We start from the raw sequence: 15,420 nt of genomic DNA, 5'->3' as shown, positions 1-15,420 counted from the left end.
AACTGCATACCGTATTGACCATGAAAAACAGCATCCTGATTGCCGCAATTCTACTGTTTGGATTTGCCGAGCGACCCGCCAAAGAAATCCGGCTTTCGAATCCCCAGTTTGTGGGATCGACGCCCCGGCTGACCACCGACCACCGGAATCACCCGGTGTTGAGCTGGACGGAAAAAGAAGGCGAAAAAGTCGCTTTTTACTATTCCGTGTCGGACGACGGCGGGCGGACGTTCGGTGAGAAAATCCGGATCAAGTCGCCGGCGGTTTTTTCGACCCACGCCGAAGGAATGCCCAAAGTGGCGTTTAAAAAAGACGGAACCGTGCTGGCGACCTTCGAAGTGTCCCGACCAACCGCCGAAGCTCCCCGCGCCGGTGATGTGCTGTACGTTACCTCGGCAGACGGCGGCCAAACCTGGACCGAACCCAAAGCCGTTCACCGCGATACCACGCCGGGGAAAGGCCATTCGTTCAGCAACCTGAACCGCCTGCCCAACGGCGAAATCGGAATTGCGTGGCTCGACGAAAAAACCGCCAACAAGGAAGGCCGAACCGTAAAATTCGCCCAAACGGTGCCGGGTGGCGGTTTTGGGAAAGAGGTGCTGGTGGACGACAATGCCTGCCAGTGCTGCCGCACCAACGTCTTTATCGACACGAAAAACCAGATTCACATCGCCTACCGGGATTTGTTGGACAACGGTGCGCGCGACATCAGCCACGCGGTTTCGACCGATGGCGGCCGTACCTTTACCAGCCCGAAAGTGGTGTATGATGATCAGTGGAAAGTGAACGCCTGCCCGCATACCGGCCCCGATGTGGCACAGGTTGGCAATGAGCTGTTCGTGACCTGGTTTTCGGGGGGAGAAAAAACACCTGGTATCAAGCTGGCCCGGCTGGGAGCAACGCAACTGGTTTCGGGGATCGTCTCCGTGCGAACGAAACATCCGCAGATCGCGTCGCTCAACGGGCAACTGATCTGGGTTTGGGACGAGTCGATGGAGGTGAAAAATGCGGCTGGCGAAAGTCGGTTTATCTCCCGAATCGGGATGCGGAAGGTGTCCGGCGGCACGGCTTCCCCCATCACCTACCTTACGCCAACCGATGTCAATGCGGCTTTTCCGGTGGTTCTGGCCACAAAAAAAGGTCTTTTAGTCGCCTATGAACAGAAGAAAGACCAGCAAAACAGCGTTATCGTAAGTAGATGGATTGAATCAATGTAATGCAACGTTCAGTATGAAAAACACCTTTCTCGCTTCCGGTATGAGTTTATTTCTCTTTTTGACCGTTCTGGTTGCCTGCCACAATGACCCCCTGGAACCGGAATACGGAACGGTTCAACTGAGATTTGATAACGTAGTCGGTGCGCAGGAATTGAAACTGGATTCAACGACCTACATCAACGGCAGCGGAGAACCGTTTACCGTGTCCCGGTTTACGTATTTCATCAGCAACATCAAGCTAAAAAAAGCCGATGGGTCGGAATACGTCGTTCCGCAGGACAGCAGTTATTTTTTGACGTCGCAGAGCAACCCGGCCTCCCGGACGGTTCTGCTCCGCAACGTTCCGGTGGGCGACTACACCAGCATCAACTTTGTGGTGGGCGTGGATAGTCTGCGGAATACGATGGATATCGGGAAACGAACCGGCGCACTCGACCCCGGTGGTGCGGCTGCCGGGATGTATTGGGACTGGAATTCGGGTTATATTTTCCTGAAACTGGAAGGAACGTCGGCCAAAGCGCCGGTCGATGCGACGGGAAAACGGAATTTTGTCTACCACATCGGCTTGTTCGGTGGGTACCAAACCAAAACCGTCAATAATCTCAAAACCATTCAGTTAGCCCTGGGTACGCAGCCCGCCCACGTGATTGTCAATGGAAAAACCGGTATTCAGATAAAGGCGGATGTGCTGAAGGTGTTCGACGGGGTAAAGCCGCTCAGCATTGCGGCTTTACCGACGATTATGGTATCGGATTCTTCGAAAAATGTTGCGAATAATTACGCCACGATGTTCAGCATCGGTACGGTTCAGGTTGATTAAGTATTTGGTACAAGTATGATCCGAAATCTCCTTTTGTATAGCTGGTTATGCGCCGTTCTGCTGCCGACATTCAGTCAGTGGGGAACGATTGCGTATTTCCAGCTCAACAAGGAGTACATTGCCCGGGTGCTGTGCGAAAACCGGGATCGGCCGGAGCTTCATTGCGACGGACAATGCTATCTGGCCCGGCGGTTGAAGGCACAACAGGAAAAACAGGATCAACAGACCACCGAACGGGTACAGAATATACCTGTCCTTCAGCTATACACGCCCCCTTTCCTCCGGTTCGATTTCCTGCCGGAGTTGACGGTTTTGCCCACAAAAGTTACGTTTAGTTATCAATTACCAGCCTATTCGGCTCCCCTCGCTGATTTACTACAGCCGCCCCGTCTGTAACATTCCGAAGCAAACCGGCATATTTTCACAAACCAGCTAATCGTTTTCTTTCGGTTACTCAGAAAGAGTCTGCCTGCTCTTCCAGCAACTTTTTTACGTTGCCGGGAAGATGATGACCCGCCGGTTTTGCTTCAATTCCTTTCGTTTACTCCAAATCAGCACTTTTTAATCCTTATTCGAATTTCGTATGAACTTCCGTTCTTTATCTCTGATAGTCAGTGTGGCTGTGCTTTTTATGGCCTGCACCAATGATTCGTCCACCACGACCCCGGAACCGGCTGGCTCCGGGGCGGTCGATTTGAAAATCGAAGCCCTGTATGGCTCCGCAGCGTTTGAATTGGGCAAGGCCTACACTACGGCCGGAAACGAAAAAGTAACCTTCGATCAGCTCCGGTTTTGGGTTAGCAAAGTGGAACTGACCAAAAAAGACGGTTCCGTGTATGAAGTGCCGAATTCCTATTACCTCATGCAGTATCTGGGGAAGGATGAAGCCATTCAGGATGGTACGTTTACCCTGACAGCCGGCAAACGGGAGGTGGTGAACCTGACGGGTGTTCCGGCGGGGGAATATACCGGTGTCAAGTTTGGCATCGGCGTCGATCCCAAATACAACGACAACCTGACCCTGGCCGCTGGCGAGCTGAATATCCTGCAAAACATGACGAATGTGAGCTGGATGTGGCACACCAGCTACATCTTCACCAAACTGGGCGGAACCGTTGACGTGGCCGGAGCCGCCAGCCCTTTCCTGCTGGAAACCGGTACGAACGTCAATTACAAAACTATCTCGCAGACGTTTGCCACGCCACTGGTTGTCGACGGTTCGATGAAAGGGCAGATGACGTTGCAGGCTGATGTTGCCAAGGTTCTGGACGGTATTGTGATTGCCCGGGATGCCAAACTGAACACGACCGACAAAACTTACCACATCAATGCCGGAACGGCCAGCATGATGAGCAAACTCGCCGGAAACTACCCGGTTTCGTTCGTAAATGCCAAAACCGCCCGCATTAGTCAATAATGAATCGACGGGGAATTTTTGCGGGATTGATAACGCTGGGAATGGTCGCCTGTTCTCCGCCGGACGATCCTGTGCCGACACCCGAGACGCCACTGCTGGTGCGGGAACCCGCCAATTTTCCGCCACTGCCGTCGTCGTCGGATAATCCAGCGACGACGGCGGGGGTGAAACTGGGTCGGCAACTGTTCTACGATCCGCAACTTTCTGCCAACGGAAAAGTGTCCTGTGCCTCCTGCCACGATCCAGCCAAAGCTTTTTCCGACGGTGTTCGGGTTTCGGCGCTGGGCGTTTCGGGTCGGCCTTTGCTTCGGCACAGCCCGGTTTTGATGAATCTGGCCTGGGCAACCAATGGCCTGTTTTGGGATGGCGGTTCTAAAAATCTGGAATCCCAGGTGTTGGGGCCACTGACAAACCGCGACGAAATGGGCCACGATCTGGTCGTTTTAGCCAATTACCTAAAAACCGTCCCGGCCTACAAAACCCAGTTCGAGCAGGCTTTCCCCGGCGAAGCCATCCATTACGCAACGATTGCAAAGGCACTGGCGCAGTTTCAGCGGACGCTGGTTTCGGCCGATTCCCGGTATGATCAGTGGGTTCGCAAGGAGGGCGGTGTTCTCAGCGATGAAGAACAACGGGGGCATCAACTATATCAGCAACACTGCGCGGGCTGTCATGCAACGGACTTGTTTACGGATAACCAATACCACAACAACGGCCTGGACCTGGTTTTTTCGGACGAGGGCGACGGCGAAGGACTGGGTCGGGAGCGGGTGAAGTTCGATCCGGCTGACCGGGGAAAATACCGCACCCCCACGCTGCGCAATGTGGCCCTGACGGCTCCGTATATGCACGATGGGCGCATGGACACGCTGGAGGATGTGCTGGATCATTATTCAGACCGAATTAAAACATCGCCGACCCTGGACGCCCGATTACCAGCGGGCGGTTTCAGGTTGGCAACCACTGATAAAAAAGCGCTTCTGGCGTTTCTGAACACGTTGACAGACCCGCAATTTGTCACCAACCGGGCTTACCGGCCCTAACGAAAACGCACCCGATTCGCTTTCGCAAGATGATAGAAAACCGATTTTTTGGACTAATTAGCAGTATACTCTTTTTGGGAATCGTGATGGCCTGCCAATCGGGCAAAGATCCCGGTCCGGAAGCCACCGGCGTGTATGACCCAACGCCATATGACTGGCGAAAACCGGCGAATTTTCCCGAACCGGTTTACGATTTCTCGAAAAATCCGATGACCCAAAAAGGCGTGGCATTGGGGAAGATGCTGTTCTTCGATGGCGCGCTCTCGCGCGATGGCCGGATTGCCTGCGGGTTTTGCCACCAGCAGTATTCGGCTTTTGCCCATGCCGACCATTCGCTCAGCCACGGCATCGACGATAAAATTGGCACCCGCAACGTGCGGAATCTGCAAAATGTGGCCTGGAGCACGGCTTTTTTCTGGGATGGCAGCATCACGGATCTGGATACATTGGCCATCAGCCCGATTCAGAATCCGCTGGAAATGGGCGAGCATCTGGGCAATGTGCTGGACAAGGTGCGCCGGAGTTCGAGCTATCCGGCGCGTTTTAAAGAAGCGTTCGGAACCGGGCAGATTACGCAGGAGAACTTTCTCAAAGCCTTGTCGCAGTTTATGCTGACGATGGTTTCGGCCAATTCCCGGTATGACAAATACGTCCGGAAAGAACCGGGCGGTGACTTATCGGCGGATGAACTGGCGGGGCTTGCACTGTTCAAAAAGCAGTGTTCGGGTTGTCACCAGGGCGAGTTGTTCACGGATCAGAGGTATCACAACAACGGTTTGCCGGTCAGTGAAATCAACGATCAGGGGCGTTTTGAGGGGACTAAAAAAGAAACCGACCGGCTGAAGTTTCTGGTACCCAGTCTGCGCAACATTGAACGCTCGTTGCCGTACATGCACGACGGGCGGTTCTGGTCGCTGGAGCAGGTGCTGGATCACTACAGCCAGGGTGTGAAAGATAGCCCGACGCTCGATTCGCGCCTGAAAACCGGTGGTGTTCTGGGAGTTGCTCTCACCGAACCGGAGAAAAAGCAGATCATTGCTTTCCTCAAAACACTTACCGATCAGCAGTTTATCACCGATCGGCAGTTTATTCCGAATTGATTATAGGCCTTTCGTTATTGCCCCTAATCCCCTGAAGGGGACTTGGAAGCGCGCTACTCCGGATGCTAAAAGTCCCCTTCAGGGGATTAGGGGCAATAACGAAAGGCTTGTGATGATTAGTCAATGTATTCTAACAATCCACTTTATGAAAAAGCTTTTTTTACTGATTTTCCTGCTTAGTCCGACTCTGGCCTCGGCCTGTGAAGTGTGCGGGTGTTCCGGCTCCAGCTTTTATCTGGGCGTATTGCCCCAATTTCAAAAGCACTTCGTGGGTCTGCGCTACCGCACCCAAAGCTACGACACCCGGCTGACGCTTCACCACGCCGGAACGATCTACGATTCGCGGGAGGAATTCCGGGCCATCGACCTCTGGGGACGGTTTTATCCCCATCCCCGGATTCAGGTGCTGGCGATGTTACCTTACCAGATCAACAAGCAAACTCAGGGGCCGGACGTCCGGCGACACCAGGGAATTGGCGACGCGACGGTTTTGGTCAATTACAAACTGCTCGACAAAACCCGGATGAGCGACAGTGGCCGGGTGGTGAAACAAACGCTGCTGGTGGGTGGCGGCACCAAGCTCGCGACGGGCGAATACCGCTACAACCAGTACGATGGTGCGCAGGTGGCTAATCCGAATTTTCAGGCAGGGACCGGCGCTTACGATGCGGTTTTCAACGCCATTTATACGCTGCGCATCGACAAATGGGGGATGAATGCGGATGCAACGGGCCGTCTGACCGGCACGAATGCCAACGACTACCGGTTTGGCAACCGGCTCAATAGCTCCATCACCGGTTTTTATGTGCAGCAATGGGAAAAGCTGGATGTTGCGATCATGCCGAGTGCGGGTTTCTACGGCGAACTGGCGCACAAAGACCGGGATTACGCCGGCATCGTAGCGGAAACGGGCGGGTATATGCTGGCCGGAACCGTTGGACTGGATATTTACCGGGGGAACTGGATGATGGGAGTGAATGCCCAGATACCAGTCAGTCAGCGGATTTCCGAAGGATTGGTACAGGCCCACAGCCGGGTTGGGGTTCATCTGGCGAGAACGTTTTGATGATTTTTTTATTATCTAAAATCTGATTATCAATGATTTGTAAAATCAAACTTTCAATTTTGTGTTTTCTGGTTGGGCTTCTCGGATCCTGTCAATCCAAAAAGCAACCTGACGACCATCATCACCACATGGTTTCGGACTCCGGACAGACGACAGGCCCTGTTGCGGAGCTGGAGAAACAGGTTCTGGCCGTACACGACAGCCTGATGCTCCAAATGAATGACTTGATGCGTATGCAGGAAGAAGTATCCGTTAAAGTGGAGAAGAGCGTTACGCCATCCAGGGAAAAAGGGGAGCAGGTTCTGCGGCAGCTTAAAGAGGCTGATGAGGTGATGATGGACTGGATGCACCAGTACAAAGGCGACACGCTCAAACAACTGGATCAGGAAAAGGCGCTCGACTACCTGAAAATCCAGCAAGGGAAAGTAAGCAACCTGAACCGCCTGATGCGCCGGAGTCTCACCGATGCCGAAAACTACCTGAAAGAATGAGAAAAATCCGAAAAATCACCCTGACAGCCGTTGGATGGCTAGGTCTGTTTACCGGCATTTTCTGGTCATGCCATCACGACAATCCGGACCCTCAGCCGGGGCCGACAGGATCGCTCCAACTCGCCTTCGACAATGTGGTGGGGAACACTGATTTACAACTCAATACGGAAAACTACACCAACGCCGGTGGCGAATTGTTCAAAGTAACAACCCTGAATTATTACGTTACGAACATCCGGCTGAAACGGGCGGATGGGTCGGCGTATGTGATTCCGCAGGACAGTAGTTATTTTCTGGTGAAAGAGGCCGAACCGGCTTCGCAGCGCATTATGCTGAAAAATATTCCAGTCGGCAATTATACGGAAGTTTCGTACCTGATTGGCGTGGATAGCCTGCGCAACACGATGGACGTCAGCAAACGAACGGGGGTTCTGGACCCGTCCGGTGGCATGACCGGCGGCATGTACTGGGACTGGAATTCCGGTTACATTCATTTCAAAATGGAAGGGACTTCCCCACAGGCTCCGGTGACAGCCAGTGGCAAGGTTTTCCTGTATCACATCGGCCTTTTCGGCGGTTATCGGACTAAAACCATCAATAATTTAAGGACAATCGCTTTACCCTTTGGAGCAACAACCGTCCGGGTGACCGAAAACGGAGTCGTTCCGAAGGTGACGATTCAGGCGGATGTGCTCAAGGTGTTCGAAGGGTCGATGAAGCTCCGTATTGCCGTGAATGCGGATATTATGGTGTCTTCGCTGTCGTCCGGTGTGGCCGACAACTACGCCCGGATGTTTCAGATTGCAACCATAAAAACCGATTAAGTCTGCCGGTTTTTCAATCGTAAATGGATGGCGGGTTAATCATCACCCGCCATACGTTTACATTCTTCCGTACGTTTTATTGTAGTAAATTTGTCAGAGCTTACACTTTTTTGCCCCGTTCCCCTAAAGGCCGGGCGGCCGGTGCCGGACTTTTAGCATCCGGATAATTTTGCGTACAAGTCCGGCACCGGCCGCCCGGCCTTTAGGGGAACGGGGCAAAAGCGTAAGTCCTAATTTGTATTCAGACAAGCAAGTAAAGCTGAAGTAGATAGAAATGACGCGTTGGCAACATGTTGGAATCCTGGCGGCAATCGTTTTTTACGGTTTCGCGGTCGGCTGTCAGAACGACTCGGGAAAGGACGGCCCGGTTGAGCCGGAACCCAAACCCGTCGAGTTCAAGGCGACGCCGTACAACTGGAAAAAACCGGCCAATTTTGACGATCCGCACTATGATTTTACCAAAAATCCGCTGACGGTCGAAGGCGTTGCGTTGGGAAAAACATTGTTCTACGACGGAATCCTGTCGCGCGACGGGGCCATTACGTGTGCGTTTTGCCACCAGTCGTTTTCGGGTTTTGCGCATAACGATCACGCCCTGAGCCACGGTATCGGTGATAAAATTGGCACCCGCAACGTTCCCGGTATTCAGAACGTGGCCTGGACGCGGGCTTTTTTCTGGGATGGCGGTATTGTCGATCTGGATTTGCTGCCCATCGCCCCCATTCAAAATCCCGTCGAAATGGGCGATTCACTGGCCAATGTGCTGAAGAAAATCCGGGCCAGCGGCCAGTATCCGGCCCTGTTCAAAGCGGCTTTCGGAACGGAGGAGGTAACGACGGAGCGGTTTTTGAAAGCCCTGTCGCAGTTTATGCTGACAATGGTTTCGGCCAACTCCAAATACGACAAGTATTCCCGGAAAGAAACCGGCGCTTCACTGACCGAATCGGAGCTGCGGGGCTTGGCGTTGTTCAAAGCGAATTGCTCGGGTTGCCACACTGGTGAATTGTTCACCGACCAGAGTTTCCGCAACAACGGTTTGCGGATGCAACTCGCCAATAGTAAAGACTTCGATCTAGGCCGGTATCAGATCACGTTAAACCTGGATGACTATAACAAATTCCGGGTGCCGAGTTTGCGGAATGTCGAGCGTACCTCGCCCTACATGCACGACGGACGTTTTCAGACGCTGGAACAGGTGCTGGAACACTACATCAACGATGTGCAGGATACGCCCCAACTTGATCCGTTGCTGAAAAAAAGTGGCAAACCCGGTATTGCCCTGACCACCACCGACAAGGCGGACCTGCTGGCATTCCTGCGAACGCTGACCGATGACGAATACATCCGCGACCGCCGTTTTCAGCCGGATTGAAAGGCGCGGTTAATTTCGGTAAAACGCCTGGTTTTCCCGCATCACAATGTCGATCGGCATGTATTGCTCCTTCTCGATGGATTTTGAAAAAATCAGAAGCTGATACAACGTCATGATGCTCCGGTAGCCCTGGTCCTCGGGTTGGTGGCAGATCAGGAAGTCGATCAGGCCATTGTCGAGGTATTTGGCGTTCTCCTTGATCAGGTCATATCCGATCAGCAGCGGTTTTTGCTTCAGATTTAATTTTTCCAGAAAACGCGCCACCAGAAAAGACCGGGAGTTGGTTACGAACAGCACGTCGATGGCCGGATTGGCCTCGAACAGCGGCTGGAGGTTCCGGAAAACGGATTGCTCGTCGGTCTGGTGACTATCGACCCGCAGGATGGGATACGACTTGTGGTGTTCGGCAAAATACGCCCTGAAACCTTCTTCGGTCTCTTTGTAGGTGTAACTATCAATGGCCGTAGCAATGTTGACCACCAGCAATTGACTATTTTCCCGGAGCGCGTACGTGCTTAATTTGCCGGCCAGATAACCGCTCTGAAAGAGGGGCGGGCCAATATACGAAAGGTTTTTCTGATCGGGAATGGTTGAGTCGATGAAGACATACGGAATGCCTTTGGTGTCGCAGGTCGCGGTAAATTCCCGGGCTTCGTTGATGAACATCGGCGCCAACACAATGCCGTCGGCCGAGGATTCCAGGATGGCGTTGGCCTGTTTAACGAACGATTGCTGGTCGCTGAGGTCAAAAAAGAACAGGTCGACCTGTAATCCGTACTGACTGATTTCGGTGTTGGCCCGCTGAATGCCCCGCAAAGGCGCATCCCAGAATTCGGTTTCTTCGGTGGCCGAAGGAATCAAAACCGCCAGCTTGATGATTTTGCCGGACGCCAGACGGCGGGCCAGCATGTTGGGCTGGTAATTCAGTTCCTCGATGATTTTGTTGATTTTCTCGCGTGTTTTGTCCGAAACACCGGTTCGGTTGTGAATAACGCGGTCTACCGTAGCAATGGTGACGTTGGCCCGGCGGGCAATTTCCTTAACACCCTGAAGTTCTTTCTTTTTCATGTATTGGCTCTCCGAACAGGCAAAAAGTCGCAAACCGCCAGCGGGCCGGAATACGTTTCTCTTTCCTTTCTCTCACTCTTTCACCGAAAGATACTTTTTTTGCTTTATGCCACAACAAATAGGATCATAAGTCAGGGGAAATAAGCGGTTTTTTCTGACAAGCAGCAGGAGCATTCGCGTAGAAGTTGTCGCCCGCATCCCGTGAGATAGGGGCGACAACGATCAAATTCATTGGGGTAAGCGGGAGGCACTGTCGGTGTCGACAAACAAAATCGCGTCTTCGTGCAGCCGCAGAATGGTAGAAGGATACTGCTCGCTGACCGGCGAATGCAGCGTGTGGTAGACGGCCTGCGCTTTGTTGACGCCCGGAACCATGCAAAAAACGTGGGGGGCCTGCATCAGCGCCGGAACCGTCAGCGTCAGGGCGTGCGTCGGAACATCTTCAAAAACCGTAAAGCAGTCATCATTCACCTGTTGCTGGCGGCAGGCCTGGTCCAGATCGACGACTTTGACCAAAACCGGGTCGTTGAAATCGGCGACGTGGGGGTCGTTGAAGGCGATGTGGCAGTTTTCACCAATGCCCATGCAAACCACATCGACGGCCTGTTGCTTCAGGAGATCGCTGTATCGCTGGCATTCAGCCACCAGGTCCGGGGCGTTGCCGTTCAGGTAGTTGACGGTTTGGAAAGGCACCCGGTCGAAAATCCGTTCTTTCAGAAAGTTGCCGAAACGCTGCGGAGCCTCATCGGCCAACTGGACGTATTCGTCCATGTGAAAGGCGTGAATCCGGCTCCAGTCGATGGCTTCTTCCTGGCACAAAGCCGCCAGAAATTCTTCCTGCGACGGGGCTGCGGCAAAAATCACGGAAACCGTATCCTGTTGGGCAAGCAGGCTTCGCAGGCAGTTGCCCACGGCTTGTGCGGCACTGTCGCCCAGTTGGTTCCGGTTGTCGAACCGGCGAAAATCAAGTTGGTTGGTATTCGATTGGCTAATCATTCGGATGATGGTATTTTCTTCGTATAGGGTTTAAAAGACGGGGATGCTTTCACGCTGGTAGACAATCCGCCCTTCAACCATCGTCAGTTGTATTGAAATATCGGCATCAAAAAACACCAGATCCGCGTCCTTCCCCGGTGCCAGAATGCCTTTCCGATCGGCAACGCCCATGATCCGGGCCGGGGTGCTGCTGATCATGCGGATGGTGTCGAGCAGCGGAATTTCCGCCAGATTGATCATCGTGCGCACCAGCCGGTCGGCGGTGGCGACGCTTCCCGCAAAAGCCTGACGATCCGGCATTTTGGCCACGCCGTCCTCCACAATCACCTCGGTTCCGTTGTGGAGGCTGCCCAGAATGCTGTTGCCGGGCGGCATCCCCGCGGCCCGCATGGCGTCCGTGATCAGGGCGGTTCGTTCTGCCCCCTTGATTTTGTAGGCCAGTTTGAGCAGTGGAGCCGGTAAATGAACACCATCGGCAATAAGTTCCACGTCCATCTGATCCAGCAAATACGCACTTTCGATCACCCCGGCATACCGAAAGCTGTTCCGGCGGGTAACACCCGACATCGCGCTGTACAGGTGCGTGGCTAAGGAATAACCGTTTTCGACGGCCGCCAGCACTTCCTCATACACCGCATCGGTATGCGCAACAGCCGCCAGAACGCCTTTCGAGCGCAGGAATTGCCCAAATTTCAGCGCTCCCTTGAGTTCGGGCGCGGCACTCCAGCGGGTCACGGACGACGAACGCGCCAGCACTTCCTCATATTCGTCCGGGTCGGGATCGCGAATGTAGCGCGGGTCCTGCGCACCCCGCTGGCTCATAGCAAAATACGGGCCTTCGAGGTGCATACCCAGAAACCGGGCGCCCGACGTGTTGCGGGCGTTGGCTTTTTCGTAAATCTCCAGCGTGTTGAACAACTCCTCGCGCGTACTGGTCAGGGTCGTCGGCACCATCGCGGTGGTGCCGTATTGGGCGTGGAGTTCGGCGATGCGCAGAAAGGCTTCCTCGCTGCCGTCCATAAAGTCGTGCCCACCCCCGCCGTGGACGTGCAGGTCGATAAAACCGGGCGACACATACGCTCCCCCGGCGTCCAGTTCCAGCGCGTCGGGGACGTCGATGTCGCGTTCGCTGATTTCCGTGATGGTTTTTCCCGTAATCAGGATCGTTCCGTGGGGAATGATCCGGTAGGGGGTCAGAATCCGGGCGTTGGTAACCTTAATCCGTTGTGGTGCGTTGCCAGTGTTGTTCATGAACAGGTGTTTTAGCCGCCCCCGAAATCCGCCACCGGCGAATGCGGTGACCGTAAAAGGCATAATAAGCCAAATATAAGTAGCAGGGAAACAGAACCCAATAGGCTTCCCGCAGTCCGTATTGATCAGCGAGATACCCGTAAACCAACGGCAGAATGGCATTGCCGCTCAGACCCATGATCAGCAACGCTGCCCCCACTTTCGTAAACCGCCCCAAACCGTCGAGCGCCAGGGGCCAGATGCTGGCCCAGACCAGCGAGTTGGCCAGCCCCAGCAACACGATAAACCAGATGGAAACGTCGGCCTGATGACCCAGAAACACGACGCTGCTTTTCGCGAAGATAATCAATAGCGTGAACGCCAGCCCCAGCAACGTGCAGATTCTGAATACGTTGACCTGACTAATGCGTTTGGGAATCAGGATGATGCCCAGCAGATACCCGCAGATGGCGGCAAAGAGCGTATACGACGGAAACGTTTTGGCTTCCAGCAGCGAAATGCCCATCGAACTGGCGTAACCGATGATGGTGTCGATGGAAATGACCTGTGTGCCGACGTGCAGAAAAATGGCGATCGCGCCCAGCACCAGGTGCGGAAACTGAAGAACCGACGTTTTCCCGGAATTAGCAGCCGCTACTTCGGTGGTTTCCTGTTCGGTATTGATTTCGGGCAAGGGCGAGTAGCGAACCAGAATGCCCAGTCCGATCAACACGAAGCCCATCACCGTATACGGAACAATCACGCGCCGAACCAACTCGTCCAAAGCCTGGGCTTTTTCGATGGGCGACATGCCCGGCAACTGGCTGAACAGGTCGGTATCGGTGGCCCGCAGAATCACCGCGGCAAACAGAATCGGGGCCAAAATACCGGCGCCCTTGTTACCGATGCCCATGATGCTGATGCGCTGGGCGGCCCGTTCTTTCGGTCCCAAAACCGTGATGTAGGGATTGGCCGCCGTTTGCAAAACCGCCAGCCCGACGCCGATCATGAACAGCCCCAGCAGGAAAATCTCGTAGGTTCGCGTCAGGGCTGCGGGGACGAAAATGAACGCGCCCAGCGCCATGATCCAGAAACCGATCATCATGCCCTTCTTAAAACCGGTGGCTTTGAGCAGATACGACGACGGCACCGACATCACGAAATAGGAGATGTAAAACGCGAAGGTGACCAGATACGACTGGAAGTTCGTGAGTTCGCAGGCAATCTTGAAATACGGAATCAGGATGGCGTTGACCCAGGTCACAAACCCGAAAACAAAGAAAAGCAACCCGATCAGGGCAATGGAAATCCGCGTATCCCGCTGGCTCAGCGACCCTACGTCAACCGTCTTGGTTTGGTTTTTCATGCGATTGTGGTCTAAACGGTGGGTTCCCAGCCCCGCTGGTAGTCGCGCTTCCAGTACTGCTGCGCCTGGCGGTTATTTTTGATGTGGCCGTTAGTCGGGTCAATTTCCAGCGTTCCGCCCGACCGCAGGGCAATGTTGCCCAACTGACAAAGCAGCGTACTCTGGTGACCACTCAAAATATCGGCATTCAAAGCCGTTCCTTTTTTGATGCCATCAAAGAAATTCTGGATGTGAATCGCGTCCAGCACCTGCGAGGGGTTCATGCGGTCGCGGGCGTTGATGACGACGTCGTTCTTGACCTCCTTCACCAGCTTGTTTTCCAGATCGTAAATCCGGTAGGCATTGCCCCCGTCGATCTGCAACGAGCCGGTATCGCCGTAGAAAATAACGCCGACGCTGCTGCCTTCGATGGTGCGTCCGTTGCAACTCCGGCCTTCCCACGTCATGCCGGTATTGTTCGGAAATTCGAGGTTGATCACCTGCGTGTCCGGCGTTTCCCAGTCGTCTTTGTAACGATACCGCCCGCCCGAGGAGGTCACCCGGTTGGGGTATTCAACGTCGAGGCCCCAGCGCATCAGGTCCAGCATGTGCGTGCCGTTGTTGAGGGCTTCGCCCGTTCCCCAGTGCCAGAACCAGTGCCAGTTGTAGTGCAACAGATTGTCTTTGAACGCCATACGGGGCGCGGGTCCCTGCCACAGATCGTAGTTCAGCCACGACGGAACGGCCGCTTCTTTCCCGACACCGATGGACGGACGGTTGTTGGTATACCAGCCTTTGGCAAAATACGCCCGACCGATCACGCCATCCCGAACCGCCTTGACCCCGGCGGCCACGTTGGGCCACGACCGGCGCTGGTTGCCCATCTGAATCACGTTTTTGTACTTTTTAGCAGCCGCTACCAGAATCTCGCCCTCGTTGGGATTGTGGCTACACGGTTTTTCCAGATACACGTGTTTTCCGGCTTTCGACGCCAGAATGGCGGCTGGCGCGTGCCAGTGATCCGGCGCGGCCACCACCAGCGCATCCAGGTCCTTGTCTTCCAGTGCTTTCCGAAAATCAGGAACGGCTTTGGGTTTGGATTTCTGAATGCCTTCCACGGTGGTGATGCACTTGTCGGCCGCGCGGGTGTCCACGTCCGAAACCGACCGGATTTCGCAGTTGGGTTGCAGGGCAAAATTGGTCGCCAGCGCCAGTCCGCGACTGTTGACGCCCATCATGCCCACCTGAATGCGTTCGTTGGCCCCCAGAATCCGGGCGTAACTTTTGGGACTAAAACCGGGGAGCATACCGCCCAGCGATAAAGCCGCGGTTCCCGCCAGCGTCTGACCCAGAAAGGTCCTCCGCGACGGCGAACCGGCTGTGTTTTCTGTTTTTAGTTTCGATTGGCTCATTATACTCACTATTAAGTTG

The 15,420-nt window shown here is 54.3% G+C and carries 15 protein-coding genes; 10 read left to right on the top strand and 5 right to left on the bottom strand.

What is annotated here, in order from left to right; translation table 11 throughout:
- Positions 1 to 20 precede the first annotated feature (20 nt).
- The 10 genes from DUE52_RS07600 to DUE52_RS07555 all read left to right on the top strand — a co-directional run bounded on the left by DUE52_RS07600 (position 21) and on the right by DUE52_RS07555 (position 9,350).
- Positions 21 to 1,217 (top strand): sialidase family protein, encoded by a 1,197-nt coding sequence (locus DUE52_RS07600; protein ID WP_114405386.1) that lies wholly within the window; start codon positions 21 to 23, stop codon positions 1,215 to 1,217.
- 13 nt (positions 1,218 to 1,230) lie between these two features.
- Positions 1,231 to 2,037, top strand: coding sequence for an MbnP family protein (locus DUE52_RS07595; RefSeq protein ID WP_114405385.1), 807 nt, complete (start codon positions 1,231 to 1,233; stop codon positions 2,035 to 2,037).
- Positions 2,038 to 2,052: 15 nt separating this feature from the next.
- Positions 2,053 to 2,433: a hypothetical protein gene (locus DUE52_RS07590; protein WP_310587790.1), complete on the top strand. Its 381-nt coding sequence runs from the start codon at positions 2,053 to 2,055 to the stop codon at positions 2,431 to 2,433.
- 187 nt (positions 2,434 to 2,620) lie between these two features.
- Positions 2,621 to 3,454: an MbnP family protein gene (locus tag DUE52_RS07585; RefSeq protein WP_114405384.1), complete on the top strand. Its 834-nt coding sequence runs from the start codon at positions 2,621 to 2,623 to the stop codon at positions 3,452 to 3,454.
- A complete protein-coding gene (locus DUE52_RS07580; RefSeq protein WP_229312094.1) occupies positions 3,454 to 4,497 on the top strand; it encodes a cytochrome-c peroxidase in 1,044 nt (347 codons plus the stop codon). Before DUE52_RS07585 ends, DUE52_RS07580 begins: the two co-directional genes overlap by 1 nt.
- An 86-nt stretch (positions 4,498 to 4,583) precedes the next feature.
- On the top strand, positions 4,584 to 5,597 hold the full coding sequence (locus DUE52_RS07575) for a cytochrome-c peroxidase (protein WP_229312093.1): 1,014 nt from the start codon (positions 4,584 to 4,586) through the stop codon (positions 5,595 to 5,597).
- 145 nt (positions 5,598 to 5,742) lie between these two features.
- Positions 5,743 to 6,663 (top strand): hypothetical protein, encoded by a 921-nt coding sequence (locus tag DUE52_RS07570; RefSeq protein ID WP_114405382.1) that lies wholly within the window; start codon positions 5,743 to 5,745, stop codon positions 6,661 to 6,663.
- 128 nt (positions 6,664 to 6,791) lie between these two features.
- A complete protein-coding gene (locus tag DUE52_RS07565) occupies positions 6,792 to 7,154 on the top strand; it encodes a hypothetical protein (protein WP_114405381.1) in 363 nt (120 codons plus the stop codon).
- Complete coding sequence (locus DUE52_RS07560; protein WP_114405380.1) at positions 7,151 to 7,978, top strand: MbnP family protein; 828 nt, start codon at positions 7,151 to 7,153, stop codon at positions 7,976 to 7,978. Before DUE52_RS07565 ends, DUE52_RS07560 begins: the two co-directional genes overlap by 4 nt.
- A gap of 274 nt (positions 7,979 to 8,252) precedes the next feature.
- On the top strand, positions 8,253 to 9,350 hold the full coding sequence (locus tag DUE52_RS07555; RefSeq protein WP_114405379.1) for a cytochrome-c peroxidase: 1,098 nt from the start codon (positions 8,253 to 8,255) through the stop codon (positions 9,348 to 9,350).
- 9 nt (positions 9,351 to 9,359) lie between these two features.
- Here the strand turns inward: DUE52_RS07555 and DUE52_RS07550 are convergent, their stop codons facing one another.
- The 5 genes from DUE52_RS07550 to DUE52_RS07530 form a co-directional block, all read right to left on the bottom strand.
- Positions 9,360 to 10,418: a LacI family DNA-binding transcriptional regulator gene (locus DUE52_RS07550; protein ID WP_114405378.1), complete on the bottom strand. Its 1,059-nt coding sequence runs from the start codon at positions 10,416 to 10,418 to the stop codon at positions 9,360 to 9,362.
- 228 nt (positions 10,419 to 10,646) lie between these two features.
- Positions 10,647 to 11,414 (bottom strand): glucosamine-6-phosphate deaminase, encoded by a 768-nt coding sequence (locus DUE52_RS07545; RefSeq protein WP_114405377.1) that lies wholly within the window; start codon positions 11,412 to 11,414, stop codon positions 10,647 to 10,649.
- A gap of 30 nt (positions 11,415 to 11,444) precedes the next feature.
- Positions 11,445 to 12,665 carry an N-acetylglucosamine-6-phosphate deacetylase gene (gene nagA, locus DUE52_RS07540; protein ID WP_114405376.1) on the bottom strand — a complete coding sequence of 407 codons (1,221 nt, stop codon included), beginning with the start codon at positions 12,663 to 12,665 and terminating at the stop codon, positions 11,445 to 11,447.
- Positions 12,631 to 14,010, bottom strand: a complete 1,380-nt coding sequence (locus DUE52_RS07535) for a sugar MFS transporter (protein WP_114405375.1) — start codon at positions 14,008 to 14,010, stop codon at positions 12,631 to 12,633. The genes nagA and DUE52_RS07535 overlap by 35 nt, the downstream gene beginning before the upstream one ends.
- A gap of 11 nt (positions 14,011 to 14,021) precedes the next feature.
- Entirely contained in the window at positions 14,022 to 15,401 is a 1,380-nt protein-coding gene (locus DUE52_RS07530) for a Gfo/Idh/MocA family protein (protein WP_114405374.1), read from the bottom strand.
- Positions 15,402 to 15,420 lie beyond the last annotated feature (19 nt).

This window comes from Larkinella punicea (genome assembly GCF_003334855.1).
Lineage (GTDB): Bacteria > Bacteroidota > Bacteroidia > Cytophagales > Spirosomataceae > Larkinella > Larkinella punicea.
Note: the sequence above shows the minus strand (reverse complement) of the source record. Positions and strands in the feature narration are given on the sequence as shown.

What these genes read in the sequence shown, in the direction of transcription:
- DUE52_RS07560 (WP_114405380.1), top strand. Translation starts at nt 7,151, where the DNA reads ATGAGAAAAATCCGAAAAATCACCCTGACAGCCGTTGGATGGCTAGGT.
- DUE52_RS07575 (WP_229312093.1), top strand. Translation starts at nt 4,584, where the DNA reads ATGGCCTGCCAATCGGGCAAAGATCCCGGTCCGGAAGCCACCGGCGTG.
- DUE52_RS07565 (WP_114405381.1), top strand. Translation starts at nt 6,792, where the DNA reads ATGGTTTCGGACTCCGGACAGACGACAGGCCCTGTTGCGGAGCTGGAG.
- nagA (WP_114405376.1), bottom strand. Translation starts at nt 12,665, where the DNA reads ATGAACAACACTGGCAACGCACCACAACGGATTAAGGTTACCAACGCC.
- DUE52_RS07545 (WP_114405377.1), bottom strand. Translation starts at nt 11,414, where the DNA reads ATGATTAGCCAATCGAATACCAACCAACTTGATTTTCGCCGGTTCGAC.
- DUE52_RS07585 (WP_114405384.1), top strand. Translation starts at nt 2,621, where the DNA reads ATGAACTTCCGTTCTTTATCTCTGATAGTCAGTGTGGCTGTGCTTTTT.
- DUE52_RS07600 (WP_114405386.1), top strand. Translation starts at nt 21, where the DNA reads ATGAAAAACAGCATCCTGATTGCCGCAATTCTACTGTTTGGATTTGCC.
- DUE52_RS07530 (WP_114405374.1), bottom strand. Translation starts at nt 15,401, where the DNA reads ATGAGCCAATCGAAACTAAAAACAGAAAACACAGCCGGTTCGCCGTCG.
- DUE52_RS07555 (WP_114405379.1), top strand. Translation starts at nt 8,253, where the DNA reads ATGACGCGTTGGCAACATGTTGGAATCCTGGCGGCAATCGTTTTTTAC.
- DUE52_RS07590 (WP_310587790.1), top strand. Translation starts at nt 2,053, where the DNA reads ATGATCCGAAATCTCCTTTTGTATAGCTGGTTATGCGCCGTTCTGCTG.
- DUE52_RS07580 (WP_229312094.1), top strand. Translation starts at nt 3,454, where the DNA reads ATGAATCGACGGGGAATTTTTGCGGGATTGATAACGCTGGGAATGGTC.
- DUE52_RS07535 (WP_114405375.1), bottom strand. Translation starts at nt 14,010, where the DNA reads ATGAAAAACCAAACCAAGACGGTTGACGTAGGGTCGCTGAGCCAGCGG.
- DUE52_RS07550 (WP_114405378.1), bottom strand. Translation starts at nt 10,418, where the DNA reads ATGAAAAAGAAAGAACTTCAGGGTGTTAAGGAAATTGCCCGCCGGGCC.
- DUE52_RS07595 (WP_114405385.1), top strand. Translation starts at nt 1,231, where the DNA reads ATGAAAAACACCTTTCTCGCTTCCGGTATGAGTTTATTTCTCTTTTTG.
- DUE52_RS07570 (WP_114405382.1), top strand. Translation starts at nt 5,743, where the DNA reads ATGAAAAAGCTTTTTTTACTGATTTTCCTGCTTAGTCCGACTCTGGCC.